Here is a 20,039-nt window from a genome sequence, read left to right on the forward strand (position 1 = left end):
TATCGGGTGTGATCGGGACAAACCGTGTTAAGGGCCGGGACTGTCACCGCAGAATAAAACACGCCGGACGGCCGCGGGGCGGCACATCCGGCGGGAGGCCGGGAAGACAGAATATGCTCCCGGCGGGGGATCAGGCCTGCCTTCCCCGGAAGTAGGTCAGCGCCAGAGCCAGGGCTAGCACCAGGCCTTTAATGATATCCATGGCGTAGTAAGGTACGGACAGCATCACCAGGCCATTCTGTAATACGCCCAGGATAATCGCACCGATCAGCGTCCCCAGCGCGTTAGGCTTACCGGATCCTGCCAGTGACAGGCCAATCCAGGCGGCCGCTACCGCATCCATCAGATAACCACTGCCGGCATTGACCTGTGAGGAACCGATCCTTGATGCCAGCAGTATCCCGCCTAATCCGGCCAGTAATGACGCCAGCAGATAGGCGATCACCCGATAGCGGGTGGTACGGATACCGGACAGGCGGGCGGCTTCGGGGTTTCCGCCGAGCGCATACATTCTGCGCCCGTGCTTAGTCAGGGACAGACCAATCTGTGTCAGTACCGTCACCACCAGCATGATAATAACGATGCCCGGGATTTCGCCCAGCCAGTTAAAATTCGCCGGGATGATCCCTTCTGCCATATCTCCGCTTGGCATCACCATATTCTGGGTGATCGAACCGCCAAAGCTGTAGGTCATCGCCACACCCTGAACCACAAACAGGGTCGCCAGCGTGGCCAGCATATCCGGAATACGCAGAACGACGATCAGAAAGCTGTTGAACAGTCCGACCAGCAGACAAAGCGCCAGGGTGATAATGATTGCCGTCGCAGTGCCATAGCCATGCCAGACGAACATGGAGATCACCAGCGCATTAGCCAGTGATGCCGTGGAGCCCACGGAAAGGTCAAAGCCACCGACGGTCAGCGAGATGGCCACTGCCATCGCGATCACCGTCACGATAGCGATAGAGCGCAGGATGTTCAGCAGGTTGTCGGGTTCCAGAAAGCCATCGGCGGTCAGTCCGAATCCGGCCAGAAGCAGCACGACAGTCAGCAGCATGCCCCATTTATACAGGAAATCGAATAACCGGTGATGCCAGGCCCGGGATGAAGTTAATGAGTTAGGGTTGCTGCTCACGCAGGGGTACCTCCGGTTGAATAAAGCAATAATAATTCTTCGCTGGCCTGTCTGCCGTCAATTTCGGCCACAATCCTGCCATCCCATAAAACACAGATACGGTCACACAGCCCGACCAGTTCGGCAAACTCACCGGACGCATAGATAATGCCTTTGCCTTCCCGGGCGAGTTCATCCACCAGCAGGAAGAGATCGGATTTCGCTTTGACGTCGACACCTTTGGTCGGCTCATCGAAAATTAAAAGGTCGGATTCGCTGGCCAGCCATTTCCCGATAGCGACTTTTTGCTGATTACCGCCGGAAAGGCGACGTAATACCTGTTCAGGGCCGCGGCTGCGGACCGATAATTTACCAATGATCTCCTGTGCCCATTTCACCGACTGACCGACGCTGAAAAAGCCATACCGGGAAAAACGGTCATCGGCACTGACCGAGAGGTTCATGGCAATCGTTTCGTCAATAAAGATACCTTCCTTGCGGCGTTCTTCGGGAACCAGCGCGATCCCAGCCGTGACGGAATGGTAAGGAGATTTGGGTTTCCAGGGCTTGCCATGCAGGCGGCCGTTTTTCAGGCGGCTTTTACTGGCCCCGAACAACGCTTTACAAAGCTCAGTTTTACCGGCCCCGGCCAGCCCCGCGATCCCCAGAATCTCGCCTTTATGTAACGTCAGGTCGATATCCTGTAATAAACCGTGGTCATGTAAGCCTTCGACCCTGAGTAACTCTTCGGCGGCGTGGGGCGGACGACGGGGAGGGTACAGGTCGGTCAGGGTATGGCCGATCATCTTCTCGACGATCTGTTCCCCGCTCAGGGCATTCATCGGACAGGTTTCGATTAATTGTCCGTCCCGCAGCACCGTCAGCTGGTCACAGATACTTTTCAGTTCGTGGATACGGTGAGAAATAAAAACGATACCGATCCCCTGTTGTTGCAGATGACGCACAACCCGGAATAACTGCTCACTTTCATGCTGATCCAGCGGTGCCGTAGGTTCATCCAGGATCAGGAAACGGCAATCATGAGAGAGCGCTCTGGCCAGTAAAATCTGCTGTTTTTCTGCCAGCGTACACCGTTCGACCGGCTGACGCAGATCGAGCGTAACATTCAGTTGTTCCAGCAATGCTGCGGCCTGACGATAGACGTCCTTTCGGCGATAGAGATGACCGGTATCCGCCATGCTGTCCAGCATGATGTTTTCAGCCACACTGAGCGCAGGCACTAATCCGTTATCCACTTCCTGCTGAACCAGGTGAATACCGGCACTTTTCGCCTGACGCGGACTGCGGATATTCAGCGGCTGCCCGTCCATCAGGATTTCACCCTGGTAATGGTGATGAGCACCGGATAACACCGCCATCAGGGTCGATTTTCCGGCACCGTTAGCGCCGGTGAGAGCATGCACTGAATGACCTTCAATGGAAAAATCGACATTATCCAGTGCGGCGAACCCGGCAAAATTAATCGAGATATTGCGCATCTCGAGGCGATGAACTTCAGCCATAGTTATGTCACTACCTGGTTAGTTATTGCTACGGAAAGTTCCCTGGGACTTCTGTCGCCCTTATCATCGGGCAGGCAGGGGGCATAAACTATCACAAAAGACATTTAGCCATCCAGAAGTCCGGTGATATAAGTCGAAATCACCTGCCTCAGCCGGTGTGGTGGTAGAAAACATTGTGTGAGAATCTTTAGGTAGCGATAAGTGCTGTCATTCTGCCTTGAGCTTACACTTAATCCGTTACGCTATGCCCGGGGTAAGTGAGGAGCAGGGATGAAAAAAAACCAGAGACGAGGCTCTGGTTTTGAGGGGAAAGGGGAGAGTTATTTGACAGGCACTTCTTTCAGAAGTCCGGTCAGTAACTTCCAGTAAAGATCAACGCTACCGATATGTACCTGCTCATCCGGGGAGTGAGGCCCGGTGATGGTTGGCCCGATAGACACCATATCCAAATGCGGGTACGGTTTTTTAAATAATCCGCATTCCAGACCGGCATGGATCACCTGGATATCAGGCATTTTACCGAACAGAGACTGATAAATTTCACGGGTTCTGGCCATGATCGGTGAATCCTTATCCGGTTCCCAGCCCGGGTAGCTGCCTGAGGCCTCGGTCGTGGCGCCGGCCAGATCCCCCAGCGATGTCAGCGTATCGACAACGTACTCTTTTCCGCTATCAATCAGTGAACGGATCAGGCTCAGTATCTCAGCATGCGAGTCATTCAGACTGACGATCCCGACGTTAAGCGAGGTCTCGACGACGCCCGGCACGACATCAGAAAAACGGACAACACCGTTTGGCGTGGCATTCAGTAATCGCAGAAATGTATCACGGCTGTTGCGGGTCAGCGCTGTGTGCTCACTGTCGGTCGTTTCTGTCAGCAGGACGACATTTTCATCCTTCGGACCGGCTTCATTTTTCAGTAACTGACGGGCGGCATTCACGGCCTGTTCAAACTCTGCCTGTTGTGACGGACTGAACGCCACAGTAGCGACCGCTTCACGCGGAATGGCATTACGCAGAGTACCGCCGTTAAAGCCGAGCAGCTGGAAATCAACGCTTTTTGACAGGGTGACCAGAACACGGGCCAGCAATTTGTTTGCGTTGCCCAGGCCCATATGAATATTGGCACCGGAATGACCGCCACGCAGTCCTTTCAGCGTCAGGGTTACCCGGACACTGCCTTCCGCCAGGGGTTCACGCTGCACAGGTAAGGTCGTGACGGCATCAATCCCACCGGCACACCCCATATAGATCTCACCTTCTTCTTCAGAGTCGGTATTGATCAGGATATCGGCCTGAAGCCAGTTGGCCTGCAGTCCGAAGGCGCCTTCCATACCGGCTTCCTCGGTCATGGTCAGCAGCACTTCCAGCGGGCCATGGGCAACGCTGTCATCGGCCAGCACGGCCAGAGCCGAAGCCATACCAATGCCATTATCGGCGCCCAGGGTGGTTCCCCGGGCTTTCAGCCACTCACCGTCGATATAAGGGCGGATAGGATCTGTCGTGAAGTCGTGGACGGTATCATTATTTTTTTGTGGCACCATATCGAGGTGTGCCTGCAGTGCCACCGGGGTACGGTTCTCCATGCCCGGCGTGGCCGCTTTACGAATAAGGATATTGCCTACGGCATCACGTTCATTCCACAGACCACGTTCATCAGCCCAGGCCAGAATATGTTGTGCCAGCGCTTCTTCATGGTAAGACGGATGCGGGATAGAACAGATGGTTGCAAAAATATCCCACAAAGGCTGCGGGGTGAGCTTAGACAGATCTGACATGATTCAGTCTCCTGTGCTGACGCCGGCAAAGAAAGATCCGGCAGGAAAAAGGGTTAAGAAAAGCGAAAACAGAGGCTTTCGGCATACCTCCAGAATACCACTGTTTACCGGCCGGGGGAGGAACAGGGCAGGAAAAAAAGCCTCAGGATGCAGCGGATGCTGGTTTTTAGCTCATCATATCCTTATAATCCCGCGCAAACTTTTTCACCTTGCACTTAAATTAGGCTTTTTGATTGGCCGGGATTCCTAAAAAATGAGCGAAAAATACGTTGTCACCTGGGACATGTTACAGATCCATGCCCGTACCCTCGCCAGGCGTTTACTGCCGGTAGAACAGTGGACAGGTATCATTGCCGTCAGCCGTGGTGGTCTGGTTCCTGCAGCCCTGCTGGCGCGTGAACTGGGGATCCGTTATGTCGATACGGTCTGTATTTCCAGTTACGACCATGATCATCAGCGTGAGATGAAAGTCGTCAAACGTGCCGAAGGTGACGGAGAAGGGTTCATCGTCATTGATGATCTGGTGGATACCGGCGGTACCGCGAAGGCTATCCGTGAAATGTATTCCAAGGCACATTTTGTGACCATTTTTGCCAAGCCGGCAGGCCGTCCGTTAGTAGATGACTATGTAATTGATATTCCTCAGGACACCTGGATCGAACAACCCTGGGATATGGGTGTGGCTTACGTTCCGCCTATCGTCAAAGACTGATTAATCTTTAAGTAGCATCCGTCTCACAGGATGCTACTTTCCTTTCCCCTCGTTATCGTCCTTCAGGTACACTCTCTCATCATCTTCCGGTTCCGGAGTTATGAGCATGCAGACAAAAAATCTGAGTGAAGAACTGTTTAAACCCCGCTTTGAACACCCTGAAACCTCCGCATTAGTCCGCCGTATCGCCGGTTGCCCCCCCGGGTCCGGATCATTCGCTGATAACCGATCGCCCCATTGCTGGTACCGGACGTTAACGCCTCTGCTCTGGAGCTGGCGCGGTATCTCACCGATAGAAATTAATGAGGTGTTGTCGCGCATTGCTGCCAGTCCGCTGGCCCGCAGCAATGAACAGTTACTGGATACCGTGCGGGGCTATCGTAACGGCAACTGGATTTATGAGTGGTCGGTACAGGCCGCCCGATGGCAGGAGAAGGCGAAGTCAAAGACGGGAGCCCTGGCAGGTGAGTCCTGGCTGCATGCGGCGAATCTGTTCAGCATCGCCGCCTATCCGCATCTTAACGAAGATGAGCTCGCGGACCAGGCCCGGGTACTGGCGTACCGCGCGTATGAACAAGCGACAACCTGCCTGAGAGGTGAACTCCGGCCGTTAAAATTCCGTATGGATGACGGTAAAACGGTCGATGCCTTTCTGCATCTGCCGGAGCAGGGTAACGCTCCTTTTCCTACCGTGCTGGTCTGCGGAGGGCTGGACACATTACAGCTCGACTATTTCCGGTTGTTCCATGACTATCTGGCCCCGAGGGGGATTGCGATGTTAACCATGGATATGCCGTCGGTAGGTTACAGCGCCCGCTGGCGACTGACGCAGGATACCAGCATGTTACATCAACAGGTACTCAAACAACTGGCGGATGTGCCGTGGATAGATCATCGCCGGGTAGGATTATGGGGGCAGCGTTTCGGTGCCAACGTGGCGGTGCGGCTGGCGTATCTCGAAAGCGGGTTACTCCGTGCGGTGGCCTGCCATTCGCCTGTCGTCCATAGTCTGCTGACTGAAGAATCACTGCAACACCGGGTGCCGGATATGTTTCTGGACATCCTGGCCAGCAGGATGGGGAAAAACACCCTGGATTATCCTACACTGGCGGCGGAAATCAGTGCTTATTCCTTAAAGAATCAGGGCTTACTGGGAAGACGGACCCCGGTACCGATGTTATCGGCCTTCCGTAAAAATGACTTCTACAGTCCGGAAGAAGAATCTCAGTTAATCGTTAATTCATCCGTGCAGGGCAAACTACTGCGTATACCGGCGTTACCGGCTATGAAGTCGCTGGTGGACAGCCTGCAGCAAATCAGTGACTGGCTCGAAAAACAACTTAAAAGATAAGTTGCGATTATTGTCAGGTTTGTTAAAAATTAACCTATCTTATTAAGGAGGATCAGTTATGACATTACCTGGCGGACATTCCAGGGGACGCATTTTGAAGCGTTTGCATGAGTTAGGCCCTTATCTGAGAGAGGATAAGTGTGGTACTGAGCGTTTCTTTTTTGACTGTCTGGCTGTTTGCGTCAATGTCAAACCGGCCCCGGAAAAAAGAGAGTTTTGGGGATGGTGGCTGACGCTGGATGCAAAAGAAACGCATTTTTCTTATCAATATGCGTTCGGACTGTTTGATAAAGAAGGTCACTGGCAGGAAATGCCGATCAAAAAGGACGAAGATAAAGCCAGCGTTGAAAAAACCTTGCAGGCGTTCTTTCAGCGACTGGAAGCCCAGCTGGCCCAGCAGGATATTACCCTGCAACCGGCGGAAGGGGTGGTAAAGCCGGTCTGACAAACAAGCGGACAAGATAAAGGGACAGTGCGATAGCCTGTCCCTTTGTGTACTTACCTTACCGTCAGAACTGGTATGTCAGGCCTAAGGCCACAATGTCATCGGTATTCAATGACAGGCGATTATCATTATTCAGGCGGTTAATTTTATAGTCCACAAACGCAGACATATTCTTGTTGAAGTAGTAAGTGGCTCCGGCATCGATGTATTTGACTAAATCCGCATCACCGATCCCGTTCTCGATATTTTTCCCTTTCGTCTGCACGTACCCTAGTGAAGGACGCAGGCCGTTTTCGAACTGATACTGTGCTACCAGCTCAATGTTTTGTGCGGTGTTCGCAGCACCGGTGACCTTCGTCCCGGTCAGACGGTTAGTACCGCTGATGGGGGTCATATTGCTGGTCTGGGTATAGATAGCGGCCAGATAAATCTGGTTCGCATCATATTTGATACCGGTACCCCAGGAGGTCGCTTTATCACCGTGACCATAGCTGGCTGCTTCCTGACTTTGTGTGCGGTCAGAACTGGTGGCGGCTCCCATCAGACTGATGCCGGTGTCCGCAATCCGGTACCCGAGCGAGGCACCGACACCATCGCCGTTCTGGCGGGTAATATCGGTGCGGGAGTTCGCGGTATTATCATCATTTTTACCCTGATACTGAACGGCGAAACGTAATCCGTTCACCAGACCGAAGAAATCATTATTTCTCCAGGTCAGCAGGCCGGTGGAGCGCTGCGTCATATAGTTATCCGCACGTGCTGTGCCGTCACCACCGAATTCCGGGAACATATCGGTCCAGGCTTCCACGTCATATAACACACCATAGTTCCGGCCATAATCAATAGAACCCAGGGTCGGGTTACGCAGACCGGCGAAACCGAGACGGGTTTTGTTACCGTTGCTGGCATCACTGCCTTCTGAATTCTTCAGACTGTACTGATATTCCCACTGTCCATAACCGGACAGTTGATCATTAATCCGGGTGACCCCTTTAAAGCCAAGCCTGGCATATGACTGATCTCCGTCAGCACTGGTATTGTCCGTGATATAATGTTCCGCTTTTACCTTGCCATAAAAATCCAGCTGATTGCCGTCTTTATTATAAACTTCAGCAGCATGGCTGACGGATGTCAGGCCGCATAATAAGAGTGCTAAGGTGCTCTTTTTCATTGTTCGGTATCCCGGTTATCAAATGTTGTTTTTCAAAAACTCTGAAAGCGCAGCCACGTTTTACTGCAGAACGGTGAACGATTTATGACATACCGTTAATTAGTGAAAAAAAATGAAAAGAGTGATTTTATCGATGGACCGATGTTATCTGCAGATAAGCGCAGATAAAGGGTTGGATTCCGCGGCGACACCTGATAAAAGGGAAGTTTGTTTAATGTATAAATGGCAGGAAATATGAGTGGCAGTCAGACCCTTGTGGTCAAATTGGGAACCAGCGTGCTCACCGGAGGATCTCGCCGGTTAGATCGTGCACATATCCTTGAACTGGTCCGGCAGTGTTCACAGGCGATCAACGCCGGCCACCGGATAGTTATTGTGACCTCAGGCGCGATTGCTGCCGGGCGGGAGCATCTGGGATACCCCGAACTGCCCCCCACCATCGCCTCAAAACAGCTGCTGGCCGCTGTGGGGCAAAGTCAGCTGATTCGGGTATGGGAACAGCTGTTCGGCATTTACGGACTCCATGTCGGACAAATGCTGCTGACCCGTGCCGATATGGAAGATCGTGAACGTTTCCTCAATGCGCACGACATGCTGCATGCATTGCTCGATAACCGGATCATCCCTGTCATTAATGAAAATGATGCCGTTGCCACCGCCGAAATTAAGGTGGGGGATAACGATAACCTTTCGGCACTGGCTGCCATTCTTTCCGGTGCGGACAAACTATTATTACTGACCGATCAGCGCGGGCTGTTCAGTACGGATCCCCGGAGCAATCCACAGGCAGAGTTGATCACTGATGTGCATGTGATTGATGACGAACTGCGGATGATCGCCGGTGGCAGTGTTTCCGGGCTGGGGACAGGCGGGATGGCCACCAAATTGCAGGCGGCCGATGTTGCGTGCCGGGCCGGTATTGATGTCATCATAGCCAGCGGTAATGAGCCGGAACTTATCAATGAAGTTCTGAACGGGAAACCGGCAGGTACCCTGTTTCATGCCCAGAAAAACCGGCTGGAAAACCGTAAGCACTGGATTTTCGGTGCACCTCCGGCTGGCGCGGTCACCATCGATGACGGTGCTCAGGCCGCATTGCTGGAGCGGGGCAGTTCGCTGTTACCTAAAGGGATCACCCATGTACAGGGAGATTTCTCGCGGGGTGAGGTGATCTCTATCCGCAGTCAGCAAGGGCGGGATCTCGCACACGGTGTTTCACGATATAATAGCGATGCCCTTCGCATGATTGCCGGGCATCACAGCCAGCAGATCAGTGAAATACTGGGGTATGAATACGGTTCTGTCGCTGTTCATCGCGACGATATGATTGTCAGCTAAGGAGCAGTCATGCTGGAAATGATGGGTAAAGCAGCACGGGCTGCCTCATATCAGTTATCAACATTAAGCACGGAACAAAAAAATCAGGTATTGCTGGCCATTGCCAGCCGCCTTGAAGAAGAGTCTGCGGTAATTCTTGAAGCCAATGCCCTGGATGTGGCCACTGCCCGTGAGAACGGGATGGGTGAAGCCCTGCTCGATCGTCTGACACTGACCCCGGAACGTCTGAAAGGAATTGCGGAGGATGTGCGTCAGGTTTGCCGTCTGGCCGATCCGGTCGGGCAGTTAATAGACGGTGGCTTACTGGACAGCGGGTTGCGTATTGAGCGCCGCCGTGTACCGCTTGGTGTGGTGGGCGTTATTTACGAAGCCCGTCCGAATGTCACGGTCGATGTGGCCTCGCTGTGCCTGAAAACCGGGAATGCCGTCATTTTACGTGGCGGCAAAGAAACCTGTAAAACGAATGCGGCAACCGTCGGTGTTATTCAGCAGGCACTGGCCCGGCATGGTATACCGGCGGGGGCTATCCAGTCGATTGATAATCCGGATCGTCAGCTGGTGGCTGAAATGCTAAAGATGGATCGCTACATTGATATGTTGATCCCGCGCGGCGGGGCGGGCTTACATAAACTCTGCCGTGAGCAGTCCACCATCCCGGTGATCACCGGCGGGATCGGGGTCTGTCATCTGTTTGTCGATGAGACGATGGAAACAGAAGCCGCATTGGACGTGATCGTCAATGCGAAAAAGCAGCGGCCGAGCGCCTGTAATTCTCTGGAAACTCTGCTGATTCATGAAAATATCATGGCGGCGTTTTTGCCTCAGTTCTGTCAACGGATGTCCCGCGAAGGGATCATCATCCATGCCGATGAGAATATTATCGCTGAGTTACGCCGTTATCAGGCGGATGTGCAGCCTGTTGCAGACGGTGAGTACGATGATGAATGGCTGTCTCTGGACCTGAATGTCAAAGCGGTAGCTTCTCTGGATGACGCGGTCGCGCATATTCGTGAACATGGCACACAGCATTCCGACGGGATCCTTAGCCGCAGCCTGAAAAACGCACAAGACTTCATCAATAAAGTGGATTCGTCCGCGGTCTATGTCAATGCCAGCACCCGCTTTACCGATGGCGCACAGTTCGGACTGGGCGCTGAGGTAGCGGTCAGTACGCAGAAGTTGCATGCCCGTGGCCCGATGGGGCTCGAAGCCCTGACTACCTATAAGTGGGTGGCCTGGGGTGACGATACACTGCGTGCATGATGCCACTCAACGGGCCTCTGTGACTTCAGACTGAAAGGGAATTGATGAGCCGGCCAGAGGCATTGCCGGCTCATTTTCGTTCGGTGGCGCCCCCGGTCTCTTCCTGCTTCCCGCCTGTACTCTCTCTGTCTGCGGGGATCCTCAGCATCGTATCCCCGCAGATAAAATGTCGTTTTATGCCACGCAGGCAGCCTGCGGCGGAATACTTCGCGGATGAGCACCGCCCCGGAAAGGTTCTGCACCTTCAGCCTCGCTATCTGTCTGCCTGAACGGGGAGATATTCCTAACGGATAAATGTGTCAGTATTGTCAGGTGCCGGATCAGATCACTGTATCTTTCACCGGACAAGGCAAGCCGGTAGCGGGTTTACGGAGCAGTGCTTAACAGATAAGCAGCACTGAATTATGTTTTTCAGGACCGTTTATTGATATGAAAATCCGTTCCCCGGGAACGTGCGCCGGGCAAACCGGTGACCAATTTCAGCTATTTCCTCATGATTTAACAGTAGGTTATTTATTCCGGACTGTGCATAAAATTCCGCCAATTACACAGTAGTGTAAGGATTACGTTAAAGAAAATAACCGATGCAATGACTGCTCACACTCTGCGGTCTTAAACCAGGAATAATCTTCGTTAAATATTTATGATTATTCGCCATAGTTACAGGCATATATTTCCTGTGAGGAACATAACTATGAAACGTACCGCGATAACATTATTAACGACTTTACTGATTGCCAACGGGTTTGCAGCGTCCTCTGCGATGGCGGCCCCTGGTGATAACCAGGGCGGGCAGGTGATCCCTCATCCGCAGAATGGTCAGCCTCAGGGGCATGGCCCGCAACAGGGTCCAGGCAATGGACCTGACCACCAGGGGAACGGTCAGAATCGTCCTCAGCAGGGGGGGAACCGTGGCGGACATGATGAACCTCACCGTCAGCAGGGGGGGGATCGTGGACGTGGTGAACCTCATGGTCAGCAGGCTGAGCGCTTCGCTTATCATGGCAACGATTTCCGCAGAGGCCATGCGGCACCGAAAAATTTCCGCGGTGATAAATACCGCGTCAATGACTGGCGTGCCCGTGGACTGTCTCAGCCACCACAGGGCCATTACTGGGCAGCCATCAACGGTAATTACGTATTAATGGCGGCGACCACCGGTATTATCACGTCAATCATTATGAACAGTGCATTATCCCGCTAAACGGGAAATTTTAACCGGTATCGGTTTTCCGGAGGAACAAGATGAAAAAAACACGGATGACATACCTGATTTCTGCTGTTCTGTTGGGCAGCCTGGTATCTTCAGTTGCCGTCCGCGCAGATGATCATGGTCCGTGGCAGCCGCATGGCGGCGGTCATCAGGAAGGACCTGGCCGTGGTGGTCCCGGAGGCCCGGGAGGCCCGGGTCCACACGGCGGACCGGAAGGCCCTCACGGTGGCCCTCATGGCGGTTATCAGTCTTACGGACCAGGCCCTGGTGGCCCCGGACCTGGCAGAGGTAATTCATTCGCCTGGCAGGGACACCGTTTTGAGCCTGGTCAGCGCTTTCCGCATGATTTCCACGGGCCACGCTATCGTGTAGACGACTGGCATCGACGGGGTCTGCCGGCGCCGCCGTATGGTCAGCGCTGGTCCTACATCGACGGCAATTATGTGCTGGTAGCGGTGGCGACCGGGGTTATTACCTCGATTATCCTGAATAATGCCTTCCACCCGTAATCGGTTCTGAGATAACGCAAGGCCCCCGCCTGCTGAAAAGCATCGGGGGCCTTTTTTATGCTAACCGCGGAAGTTACTGAGAAAGCGTTGGGTACGCGGGTTTTGTGGTGCGTTAAACGGCCACGGCTTATGAAACACAGAGAGCTTTACTGACTCGTTCAGGCTCTCTGCGATTTCTGCAAGCAGTTACCCTGTTTCCCGGGACGTGCTGCCGGAAAAATAGGGCTGACCCCTGGACGGAAACAGGCTACTGTCATGACAGACAATTCTGCTGACAGGAGCACTGATGAAAAATGTACTGGTGGTGATCGATATGCAGTCCGGAGTACTGGCCGTGGAGCGGTTTCAGGTTAACGAAAAAATCGCATTGATTAACCAGCTTATTGACGCCGCCGATGAGGTCATTTTTATCCGGCACTGCGAAGGGGAGATGCAGCCTGGCACGTTGGCCTGGCAAATTGCTCCGGCAATCATTCAGCCGGAAAATGCACGTTATGTCAGTAAGACCGCCTGTGATGGCTTCTTTCAGACCACCCTTGCCCGTGAACTGAACGCCTGTGGCGAACGTGCTTTTACGGTATGTGGCTGTGCAACGGATTATTGTGTAGATACCACCATTAAAGCCGGTGCCAGTCTGGGATATGACATCACCGTGGCCGGAGATGCTCACACCACGGCAGAGAGAACATTTGTCAGCGCACAGCAATTAATCTGCCACCATAACGAGGTATGGGCCGGACTGACTGTCCCCGGTCACCCGGTGCAGGTGGACGCGACCCGAAATATTATCCGGCGCTGGGTATCGGCGGATCAGGCCGGTGTAACCAGTTGATCAGTGAGTGTAATGCGCTTTCCGGAAGATTATCGGCGCGATGTAATAAACGGTAGGCGGCGCCGGTTTTGACGGTAAGGTGAAAGGGGACTACCAGCCTGCCCCGGGCAATTTCCTCCGCCGCGAGGTGAATATCCGCGACGGTGATCCCGAACCCCTGTACCGCAGCATTGAGTGCCAAATCCATGGTCGCAAAATGCTGGTTACGTCCCCGGATAAGCGGTAAATCATGCTGGTTCAGCCATAAAAGCCAGTCTTTCGTATCGGGTGTGGGGTGCAGAAAGGTGTAATGTTGCAGGTCACTCATCTCTGACGGCCGGGGCAGATGACTGGCCATGACCGGGATCAGCTCTTCATCAAAAAGCGTTTCTCCGCCTGAATCTGCGGTACCGTAAACAATGGCAGCATCAAAATCTTCCAGCTGACGCCGGTGGTCCAGTGTGGTCGTCAGGGCGACATGCACATCGGGGGCATGCTGTTCAAACGCGACCAGCCTGGGGACCAGCCAGCGCATTGCACAGCTGGGGGCTTTCAGGCGCAACTGGTCCGGACTTTGGCGGATCCTTTCTGTCAGGTGGTAGAGTTGTTCCAGTTGCAGACGGAGGTCCGGTAACAGTTGTTCCGCACGCGGGGTCAGGGAAAGTCCGCGGGCATGGCGGCGAAATAACGGGAACCCGAACCAGGCTTCCAGTGCCTGAATCTGACGGCTTACTGCCCCCTGAGTGATACAGAGTTCGGTGGCTGCATGGGTCAGACTCAGGTGCCGTGCGGTCACCAGAAACGTCTGTAGTCCATTGACCGGTAAATCACGTCGCGCCATATATCCCCCAGCTATGCGTAAAAGTCATGGCTATTATGACAACATTTCGATTGTTCTCCTATGCCCCCCGCCGTTGAATAAACCACAGTTCAATGAATTATTTATACACTTACGCTCAGGGGCAGTGATGTCTATCCATTCTTCAGTGGCTTTACCCTCGAAACTTCCGGATGTCGGAACCACTATCTTCAGTGTCATTGGTGAGCTTTCCGCTAAACACCAGGCCATCAACCTGTCACAAGGGGCACCTGATTTCCCCTGCGACCCGGCTCTGATCGACTCAGTGACCCGTGCGATGCAAAACGGTCATAACCAGTATGCGCCGATGGCTGGATTACTCCCGCTGAGGGAAGCCATTGCTGGCAAGGTCCGGCAGCTGTATGGCCAGCAGTATGATCCGGCGAGCGAAATACTGGTCACCGGCAGCGCCAGCCAGGGGCTGTTTATGGCGATCTCGGCGCTGGTTCATCGCGGTGATGAAGTGATCTTCTTTGAACCCGCGTTTGACAGCTATGCACCGGTCGTTCGTTTGCAGGGCGCGACCCCGGTCGGGATTAAGCTGAATGTTCCGGCATTTACCATCGACTGGCTGGCGGTGGCGGCGGCGATCACCCCCAAAACCCGGATGATCATTCTGAACAGCCCGCACAATCCCGGAGCACAGGTCCTGAGCGCTGATGATCTGCAGCAACTGGTCAGACTGACGAAAAACACGGATATCGTGATCCTGTCGGATGAAGTCTATGAGCATGTGATCTTTGATGGCCGGCAACACCTGAGTATGGCGACAGAACCATTGCTGGCGGAACGCAGTGTGATCGTCTCTTCGTTCGGCAAAACCTTTCACGTGACCGGCTGGCGGGTAGGGTATTGCCTGGCGCCGGCAGCCATCATGGAAGAAATTATCGGCATTCATCAGTTTATGATGTATGCCGCAGACACCCCCATGCAGTGGGCATTTGCAGAATACTTACGTCATCCGCAGCATTATCTTGGATTATCGGCGTTCTACCAGCAGAAGCGGGACCGGTTGGCAACATTACTGGCTGACTCGCCCTTCCGTTTACAGCCCTCAGCCGGTTCATTCTTTATGCTGGCCGGTTACGGACATCTCAGCCAGCAATCCGACAGTGAAATTGTGAAGCGGCTGATTACGGAGTGCGGCGTAGCGACGATCCCGCTGTCTGCGTTTTATACCGACGGCACAGATAATAAATTTATTCGTCTCTCTTTTTCAAAAGATGATACAACGCTACAGGCCGGTGCAGAGGCATTATGCCGCTTTACTGTCTGACCCCGACCGGAGCAGAGCAACAGTCTGCGGGGGCCGGGGGAAGCCCCCCGGCAAATCCCCTCATAACAGTGACATTCAGGTGAGATAACATGCAAAAAAAAATAAAAGCAGTATGGATAGCCGCAGGGCTGTGTTCCGCATTTCAGGTATTCGCCGCGGATACGTTACGTTTTGGCCTGGAATCTCAGTACCCGCCTTTTGAAAGCCGGAACACGCAGGGACAACCGGTCGGATTCGATATTGATTTAGGGAATGCGGTATGTCAGGCCGCACACCTGAAGTGTCAGTGGGTAGAGAGCAGTTTTGATGCCCTGATCCCGGCGCTTGAAGCCAAAAAGTTTGATGCCATCAACTCGGCAATGAATATCACCGCACAGCGGGGAAAAGTCATTGATTTTACGGTGCCGGTTTACCGTATTCCAAGCATGCTGGTCGCCCGTAAAGATCAGGATCTGCAGGTCACCGCGGAGGGGCTTAAAGGGAAAAATATTGGCGTATTACAGGGATCGATTCAGGAAGCGTACGCCAAAAAACACTGGGAAACTCAGGGTGTCAACGTTATCTCTTATCAGGATCAGAACCAGGTCTATAACGATATGGTAGCAGGGCGGCTGGATGCGACCCTGGTGATGTCTGCTGCCGGCCAGTCCGGTTTCCTGAATAAGCCGGAAGGAAAAGACTTTGCATTTGCCGGTAAACCGGTGGAAGACGATGCCATCCTGGGGACAGGCATCGGGTTCGGACTGCGAAAAGGGGATACCGCCCTGAAACAGCAACTGGATACCGCCATTGAAACGGTTAAGAAAGACGGAACCCTGACCCGACTGGCAGCCCGTTATTTCCCGGGGATCGATGTCAGCGTTCAACCCTGACCGGTTATCCTCATCCTGACGTGCCGCTCACCCGGAGCGTCCGGGCCACCTCCTCTGATCCGCCTGATTATCAGGCGGAACTCCGCTCTGTTTTATGCCCCGGTTTTCCCGGAAAAAAATATCATCGTCTGCCGCTGACGGGATATAAGAAGAATTATCGGTTATTCAGTCACTTACTTTACTTGTGTAATTATTTATTTACACTCATTGCGGTTAAATCCAGTTATTCACTGTTTTTGTAAATAAATCTGTACGAATGGTGGATTGAAAAGTTTACTCCGTATGGTAGGCTGTGGCCACTCTGACCAGAGCGACGTAACGAGCCGTGATTACAGGATGCCAACCATGCAAAAAGATACGCTGAATAATTTACATATCACCGAAGAACGGATAATGATGACGCCAGAGCAACTGAAGGCGCAGTACCCGCTATCCGATCAGCTGCAGGCGCAAATAGCGCGCTCCAGGCAGGTGATTTCAGACATTATCGCCGGGCGTGATCGCCGGTTACTGGTGGTTTGCGGACCCTGTTCGATTCATGATCCTGACGCGGCGCTGGAATATGCGGAGCGTTATCAGCAACTGGCAGAAAAATACAGCGATAGCCTCTATCTGGTCATGCGGGTCTATTTTGAAAAACCGCGGACAACCGTGGGCTGGAAAGGCCTTATCAATGACCCGCATATGGACGGGTCATTCGATGTTGAGCGCGGACTACAGATTGCACGAGATCTTCTGGTGAAGCTGGCGGAAAAAGGGCTGCCGCTGGCGACCGAAGCCCTGGACCCGAACTCACCACAATATCTGGGGGATTTGTTCAGCTGGGCTGCTATCGGTGCACGGACAACAGAATCTCAGACCCATCGTGAAATGGCTTCCGGGCTTTCTCTGCCGGTAGGCTTTAAAAACGGTACCGATGGCAGCCTGAGCACGGCGATTAATGCCATGCGGGCAGCCTCTATGCCTCACCGCTTTATGGGGATTAATCAGGCCGGACAGGTTTGCTTATTGCAAACCCGCGGTAACCCCGACGGCCATGTCATCCTTCGTGGCGGTAAAACCCCGAATTACGGTCCGGAAGATGTGGCTGCCTGTGAAAAAGAGATGCAGAATGCGGGTCTCAGACCCGCATTGATGATAGATTGCAGTCATGGCAACTCCTGTAAAGACTATCGCCGTCAGTCGCTGGTGGCTGAATCCGCCATGGCCCAGATCAAAGACGGTAACCGTTCCATTATGGGCCTGATGCTGGAAAGTCATCTTTATGAAGGAAATCAGTCACCGGATCAGCCACGTTCGGCTATGCGCTATGGTGTCTCGGTGACCGATGCCTGTATCAGCTGGGAAACTACAGAAACCCTGCTGCGCGATATTCATCAGGATATGTGTACCGCGCTGCGGGTGTCATAAGAGGTGTTATAGATTATGGTGGCCGAATTAACCGCGCTACGCGATAAAATTGATGAAACGGATAAAGCCTTGCTGCAATTGCTGGCCAGGCGCCTGGAACTGGTCGCTGAAGTCGGTGAAGTCAAAAGCCGCTATGGATTGCCTATTTATGTGCCTGAACGTGAAGCCAGCATGCTGGAGTCACGCAGGAAAGAGGCTGAACAGCTCGGTGTCCCGCCGGATTTAATCGAGGATGTGTTACGCCGGGTGATGCGGGAATCTTATTCCAGCGAGAATGATAAAGGTTTCAAAACACTGAACCCGGACCTTGGTCCGGTGGTCATTGTCGGCGGTAAAGGGCAGATGGGGCGTTTATTCGGTAAGATGCTGACGCTGTCAGGTTACCAGGTCAGAACGCTGGAAAAAGATGACTGGGACAACGCAGAACAGTTGCTCAGTGATGCCGGGATGGTGGTGATCAGCGTTCCTATCCATCTGACAGAGCAGGTGATCCGTCAATTACCGCCATTGCCTGATAACTGTATTTTGCTCGACCTGTGCTCGATTAAAAATAAACCGCTGCAGGCGATGCTTGCTGCGCATCAGGGACCGGTACTGGGGCTGCACCCCATGTTTGGCCCTGACAGCGGCAGCCTGGCGAAACAGGTTGTGGTCTGGTGTGACGGGCGTCAGCCAGAGGCTTATCAATGGTTGCTGGAACAGATTCAGGTCTGGGGTGCGCGGTTACATCGTACCAGTGCGGTGGAGCATGATCAGAATATGGCCTTTATTCAGGCCCTGCGTCACTTTGCCACTTTTGCTTATGGTCTGCATCTGGCCGAGGAAAATGTGGATTTGGGGCAGCTGCTGGCACTCTCCTCGCCAATCTATCGTCTGGAACTGGCGATGGTCGGGCGTCTGTTTGCCCAGGACCCGCAGCTGTATGCGGACATTATTATGTCTTCAGAAAATAACCTGGCGCTGATCAAACGTTATTACCAGCGGTTTGGTGAGGCGATCGCGTTACTGGAATCAGGGGATAAAGCGGAGTTCATCGGCAGCTTTCGTAGTATTGAGCGCTGGTTCGGCGATTATGCCTCTTCATTTCTTACCGAGAGCCGGGGTCTGTTGCGCTCAGCCAACGATAATCGCGCGTAACCGATTCAGACATCAGGGCACCCTCAGGTGCCCTGAACCGTCAGTCGACGGAGACCGGAATGACGTTATCTCCCGGGTAGCAGCCCAGGACTTTAACGAAGCGGGTCAGGGCGGTCAGTTCTTCCAGAGACTGTTGCATTTCCTCTGCGTGGACATTGGCCTGAATATCCAGGTAGAACATCTCCTCCCAGGGATTTCCGTTGATCGGACGGGATTCCAGTTTGGTCATTACCAGACCATATTTCCTGAGTACCATCAATGCATCGACCAGCGCCCCGGATTGCTGGCCTGTGGCCATCAGTAGGGTGGTTTTGGCCGGGACCTGTGCAGAAACTTTCACCGGCTTACGGGCCAGGATAATAAAGCGGGTCATATTTTGTTGCTGATTAGCCAGATTACGTTCCAGCACCTGCAGATTATACAGATTACCGCCGGCTTCACTGCCCAGCGCCACGACCTGGCTATCCTGCAATTCTGCCACTTTTTCCATGGCGGCTGCGGTGCTTTCGGTATATTTAATCTTCCAGTGTGGATACCGTGCCAGGAAATGGCTGCATTGCTGGAAAGGCTGCGGATGGCTGTAAACGGTAGTGATATCATCCAGCCGGGTGTCGGCGGGCACCAGGATACAGTGGTCAATCGGTACGGTGAGTTCTCCGACAATGTGCAGACTGGTGTGCTGCAACAGATCATAGACATCGTTTATCGAACCGGAACTGGTATTTTCCAGGGGTAATACGGCATAGTCCGCCAGCCCGGTTTCGACCTGTTGCAGAATGTCCCGGAATTTACTGCAACCGACCTCGGTCATATGCGAAAAGTGCCGGGATGCATACTGACGTGCTGCCAGATGTGAGTAAGAGCCTTTAGGTCCCAGAAAGGCAACCCGTGCACTGTTTTCCTGCGCCTGATTCAGAGCTTTCTGCAGCAGAGCCTGTTGGGTCAGTACCGATTCTTCAATAATCAACTGAAAAATGCGGGTAATGTACTGACTGTCTAATGACTGACGACGTCCCTTTTCAATCAGTTTCTCCAGCAGTTGCTTTTCCCTTTCGATATCACGGATAGGGCGGTGGGTGGTCATTTTGAATTTGCCTACCGCGACAGCCACCTCCTGACGTTCTGCCAGTAAAGACAGAAGCTGTTCATCCAGGCGGGTGATCCTTTCCCGTAAATGCTCTAAAGAGGGCTCTGCGCTCATTTTTGTCACCTGTATTCCTGTTATTTTTATACCCAATAAAAAAGCCCCCCGGGCGG

At 53.3% G+C, this 20,039-nt stretch carries 18 protein-coding genes and 1 other annotated feature (1 of these 19 only partly in view); of the genes, 12 read left to right on the forward strand and 6 right to left on the reverse strand.

Annotated elements, in window-relative coordinates; all coding sequences use genetic code 11:
• Nucleotides 1–130: 130 nt before the first annotated feature.
• The 3 genes from ABD035_RS16610 to ABD035_RS16620 form a co-directional block, all read right to left on the reverse strand.
• Nucleotides 131–1,135 carry an ABC transporter permease gene (locus ABD035_RS16610; RefSeq protein ID WP_343871237.1) on the reverse strand — a complete coding sequence of 335 codons (1,005 nt, stop codon included), beginning with the start codon at nucleotides 1,133–1,135 and terminating at the stop codon, nucleotides 131–133.
• Entirely contained in the window at nucleotides 1,132–2,637 is a 1,506-nt protein-coding gene (locus tag ABD035_RS16615; RefSeq protein ID WP_343871238.1) for a sugar ABC transporter ATP-binding protein, read from the reverse strand. Before ABD035_RS16615 ends, ABD035_RS16610 begins: the two co-directional genes overlap by 4 nt.
• 320 nt (nucleotides 2,638–2,957) lie before the next feature.
• A complete protein-coding gene (locus ABD035_RS16620) occupies nucleotides 2,958–4,415 on the reverse strand; it encodes an aminoacyl-histidine dipeptidase (protein WP_343871239.1) in 1,458 nt (485 codons plus the stop codon).
• A gap of 253 nt (nucleotides 4,416–4,668) precedes the next feature.
• On the opposite strand from ABD035_RS16620, the gene gpt reads away from it, so the two are divergent.
• From gpt to crl, 3 genes are all read left to right on the forward strand, one after another.
• On the forward strand, nucleotides 4,669–5,127 hold the full coding sequence (gene gpt, locus ABD035_RS16625) for a xanthine phosphoribosyltransferase (protein WP_212714610.1): 459 nt from the start codon (nucleotides 4,669–4,671) through the stop codon (nucleotides 5,125–5,127).
• Nucleotides 5,128–5,233: 106 nt separating this feature from the next.
• Entirely contained in the window at nucleotides 5,234–6,478 is a 1,245-nt protein-coding gene (frsA, locus tag ABD035_RS16630) for an esterase FrsA (RefSeq protein WP_343871240.1), read from the forward strand.
• 58 nt (nucleotides 6,479–6,536) lie between these two features.
• A complete protein-coding gene (gene crl, locus ABD035_RS16635) occupies nucleotides 6,537–6,923 on the forward strand; it encodes a sigma factor-binding protein Crl (protein WP_343871241.1) in 387 nt (128 codons plus the stop codon).
• 64 nt (nucleotides 6,924–6,987) lie between these two features.
• Here the strand turns inward: crl and ABD035_RS16640 are convergent, their stop codons facing one another.
• Nucleotides 6,988–8,094: a porin gene (locus tag ABD035_RS16640; RefSeq protein ID WP_212714613.1), complete on the reverse strand. Its 1,107-nt coding sequence runs from the start codon at nucleotides 8,092–8,094 to the stop codon at nucleotides 6,988–6,990.
• A gap of 234 nt (nucleotides 8,095–8,328) precedes the next feature.
• Between ABD035_RS16640 and proB the strand changes: the two genes are divergently transcribed.
• The 5 genes from proB (at nucleotide 8,329) to ABD035_RS16665 (ending at nucleotide 13,249) form a co-directional block, all read left to right on the forward strand.
• Complete coding sequence (proB, locus tag ABD035_RS16645) at nucleotides 8,329–9,432, forward strand: glutamate 5-kinase (protein WP_343871242.1); 1,104 nt, start codon at nucleotides 8,329–8,331, stop codon at nucleotides 9,430–9,432.
• A 9-nt stretch (nucleotides 9,433–9,441) separates the two neighbouring features.
• Nucleotides 9,442–10,695, forward strand: a complete 1,254-nt coding sequence (proA, locus tag ABD035_RS16650) for a glutamate-5-semialdehyde dehydrogenase (RefSeq protein WP_343871243.1) — start codon at nucleotides 9,442–9,444, stop codon at nucleotides 10,693–10,695.
• A gap of 694 nt (nucleotides 10,696–11,389) precedes the next feature.
• On the forward strand, nucleotides 11,390–11,899 hold the full coding sequence (locus ABD035_RS16655; protein ID WP_343871244.1) for an RcnB family protein: 510 nt from the start codon (nucleotides 11,390–11,392) through the stop codon (nucleotides 11,897–11,899).
• 41 nt (nucleotides 11,900–11,940) lie between these two features.
• Entirely contained in the window at nucleotides 11,941–12,417 is a 477-nt protein-coding gene (locus ABD035_RS16660) for an RcnB family protein (RefSeq protein ID WP_343871245.1), read from the forward strand.
• 286 nt (nucleotides 12,418–12,703) lie between these two features.
• On the forward strand, nucleotides 12,704–13,249 hold the full coding sequence (locus tag ABD035_RS16665) for an isochorismatase family protein (RefSeq protein WP_343871247.1): 546 nt from the start codon (nucleotides 12,704–12,706) through the stop codon (nucleotides 13,247–13,249).
• On the opposite strand, the gene ABD035_RS16670 is transcribed toward ABD035_RS16665, so the two are convergent.
• The gene (locus ABD035_RS16670) at nucleotides 13,203–14,069 is read right to left on the reverse strand and encodes a LysR substrate-binding domain-containing protein (protein WP_343871248.1); all 867 of its coding nucleotides are present in this window, start codon (nucleotides 14,067–14,069) and stop codon (nucleotides 13,203–13,205) included. The genes ABD035_RS16665 and ABD035_RS16670 overlap by 47 nt on opposite strands.
• A gap of 127 nt (nucleotides 14,070–14,196) precedes the next feature.
• On the opposite strand from ABD035_RS16670, the gene ABD035_RS16675 reads away from it, so the two are divergent.
• The 4 genes from ABD035_RS16675 to tyrA all read left to right on the forward strand — a co-directional run bounded on the left by ABD035_RS16675 (nucleotide 14,197) and on the right by tyrA (nucleotide 18,782).
• Nucleotides 14,197–15,363, forward strand: coding sequence for a methionine aminotransferase (locus tag ABD035_RS16675; RefSeq protein WP_343871249.1), 1,167 nt, complete (start codon nucleotides 14,197–14,199; stop codon nucleotides 15,361–15,363).
• Nucleotides 15,364–15,452: 89 nt separating this feature from the next.
• Complete coding sequence (locus ABD035_RS16680; protein WP_343871250.1) at nucleotides 15,453–16,235, forward strand: ABC transporter substrate-binding protein; 783 nt, start codon at nucleotides 15,453–15,455, stop codon at nucleotides 16,233–16,235.
• Between the two features lie 345 nt (nucleotides 16,236–16,580).
• Nucleotides 16,581–17,645, forward strand: a complete 1,065-nt coding sequence (locus ABD035_RS16685) for a 3-deoxy-7-phosphoheptulonate synthase (RefSeq protein WP_212714624.1) — start codon at nucleotides 16,581–16,583, stop codon at nucleotides 17,643–17,645.
• 15 nt (nucleotides 17,646–17,660) lie between these two features.
• The gene (gene tyrA, locus ABD035_RS16690) at nucleotides 17,661–18,782 is read left to right on the forward strand and encodes a bifunctional chorismate mutase/prephenate dehydrogenase (RefSeq protein ID WP_212714625.1); all 1,122 of its coding nucleotides are present in this window, start codon (nucleotides 17,661–17,663) and stop codon (nucleotides 18,780–18,782) included.
• 40 nt (nucleotides 18,783–18,822) lie between these two features.
• Here tyrA and pheA read toward each other — a convergent pair whose 3' ends face one another.
• The gene (gene pheA, locus ABD035_RS16695; protein WP_343871251.1) at nucleotides 18,823–19,983 is read right to left on the reverse strand and encodes a bifunctional chorismate mutase/prephenate dehydratase; all 1,161 of its coding nucleotides are present in this window, start codon (nucleotides 19,981–19,983) and stop codon (nucleotides 18,823–18,825) included.
• A 34-nt stretch (nucleotides 19,984–20,017) separates the two neighbouring features.
• Nucleotides 20,018–20,039, reverse strand: a sequence feature (Phe leader region) (it continues 104 nt past the right edge of the window).

The sequence above is a fragment of the Tatumella terrea genome (genome assembly GCF_039523755.1).
GTDB lineage: Bacteria > Pseudomonadota > Gammaproteobacteria > Enterobacterales > Enterobacteriaceae > Tatumella > Tatumella terrea.

Bases quoted from the DNA above. Each gene is read 5' to 3' on its own strand.
- ABD035_RS16615 (WP_343871238.1), bottom strand. From the start codon at position 2,637: ATGGCTGAAGTTCATCGCCTCGAGATGCGCAATATCTCGATTAATTTT.
- ABD035_RS16620 (WP_343871239.1), bottom strand. From the start codon at position 4,415: ATGTCAGATCTGTCTAAGCTCACCCCGCAGCCTTTGTGGGATATTTTT.
- gpt (WP_212714610.1), top strand. From the start codon at position 4,669: ATGAGCGAAAAATACGTTGTCACCTGGGACATGTTACAGATCCATGCC.
- frsA (WP_343871240.1), top strand. From the start codon at position 5,234: ATGCAGACAAAAAATCTGAGTGAAGAACTGTTTAAACCCCGCTTTGAA.
- crl (WP_343871241.1), top strand. From the start codon at position 6,537: ATGACATTACCTGGCGGACATTCCAGGGGACGCATTTTGAAGCGTTTG.
- ABD035_RS16640 (WP_212714613.1), bottom strand. From the start codon at position 8,094: ATGAAAAAGAGCACCTTAGCACTCTTATTATGCGGCCTGACATCCGTC.
- proB (WP_343871242.1), top strand. From the start codon at position 8,329: ATGAGTGGCAGTCAGACCCTTGTGGTCAAATTGGGAACCAGCGTGCTC.
- proA (WP_343871243.1), top strand. From the start codon at position 9,442: ATGCTGGAAATGATGGGTAAAGCAGCACGGGCTGCCTCATATCAGTTA.
- ABD035_RS16655 (WP_343871244.1), top strand. From the start codon at position 11,390: ATGAAACGTACCGCGATAACATTATTAACGACTTTACTGATTGCCAAC.
- ABD035_RS16660 (WP_343871245.1), top strand. From the start codon at position 11,941: ATGAAAAAAACACGGATGACATACCTGATTTCTGCTGTTCTGTTGGGC.
- ABD035_RS16665 (WP_343871247.1), top strand. From the start codon at position 12,704: ATGAAAAATGTACTGGTGGTGATCGATATGCAGTCCGGAGTACTGGCC.
- ABD035_RS16670 (WP_343871248.1), bottom strand. From the start codon at position 14,069: ATGGCGCGACGTGATTTACCGGTCAATGGACTACAGACGTTTCTGGTG.
- ABD035_RS16675 (WP_343871249.1), top strand. From the start codon at position 14,197: ATGTCTATCCATTCTTCAGTGGCTTTACCCTCGAAACTTCCGGATGTC.
- ABD035_RS16680 (WP_343871250.1), top strand. From the start codon at position 15,453: ATGCAAAAAAAAATAAAAGCAGTATGGATAGCCGCAGGGCTGTGTTCC.
- ABD035_RS16685 (WP_212714624.1), top strand. From the start codon at position 16,581: ATGCAAAAAGATACGCTGAATAATTTACATATCACCGAAGAACGGATA.
- tyrA (WP_212714625.1), top strand. From the start codon at position 17,661: ATGGTGGCCGAATTAACCGCGCTACGCGATAAAATTGATGAAACGGAT.
- pheA (WP_343871251.1), bottom strand. From the start codon at position 19,983: ATGAGCGCAGAGCCCTCTTTAGAGCATTTACGGGAAAGGATCACCCGC.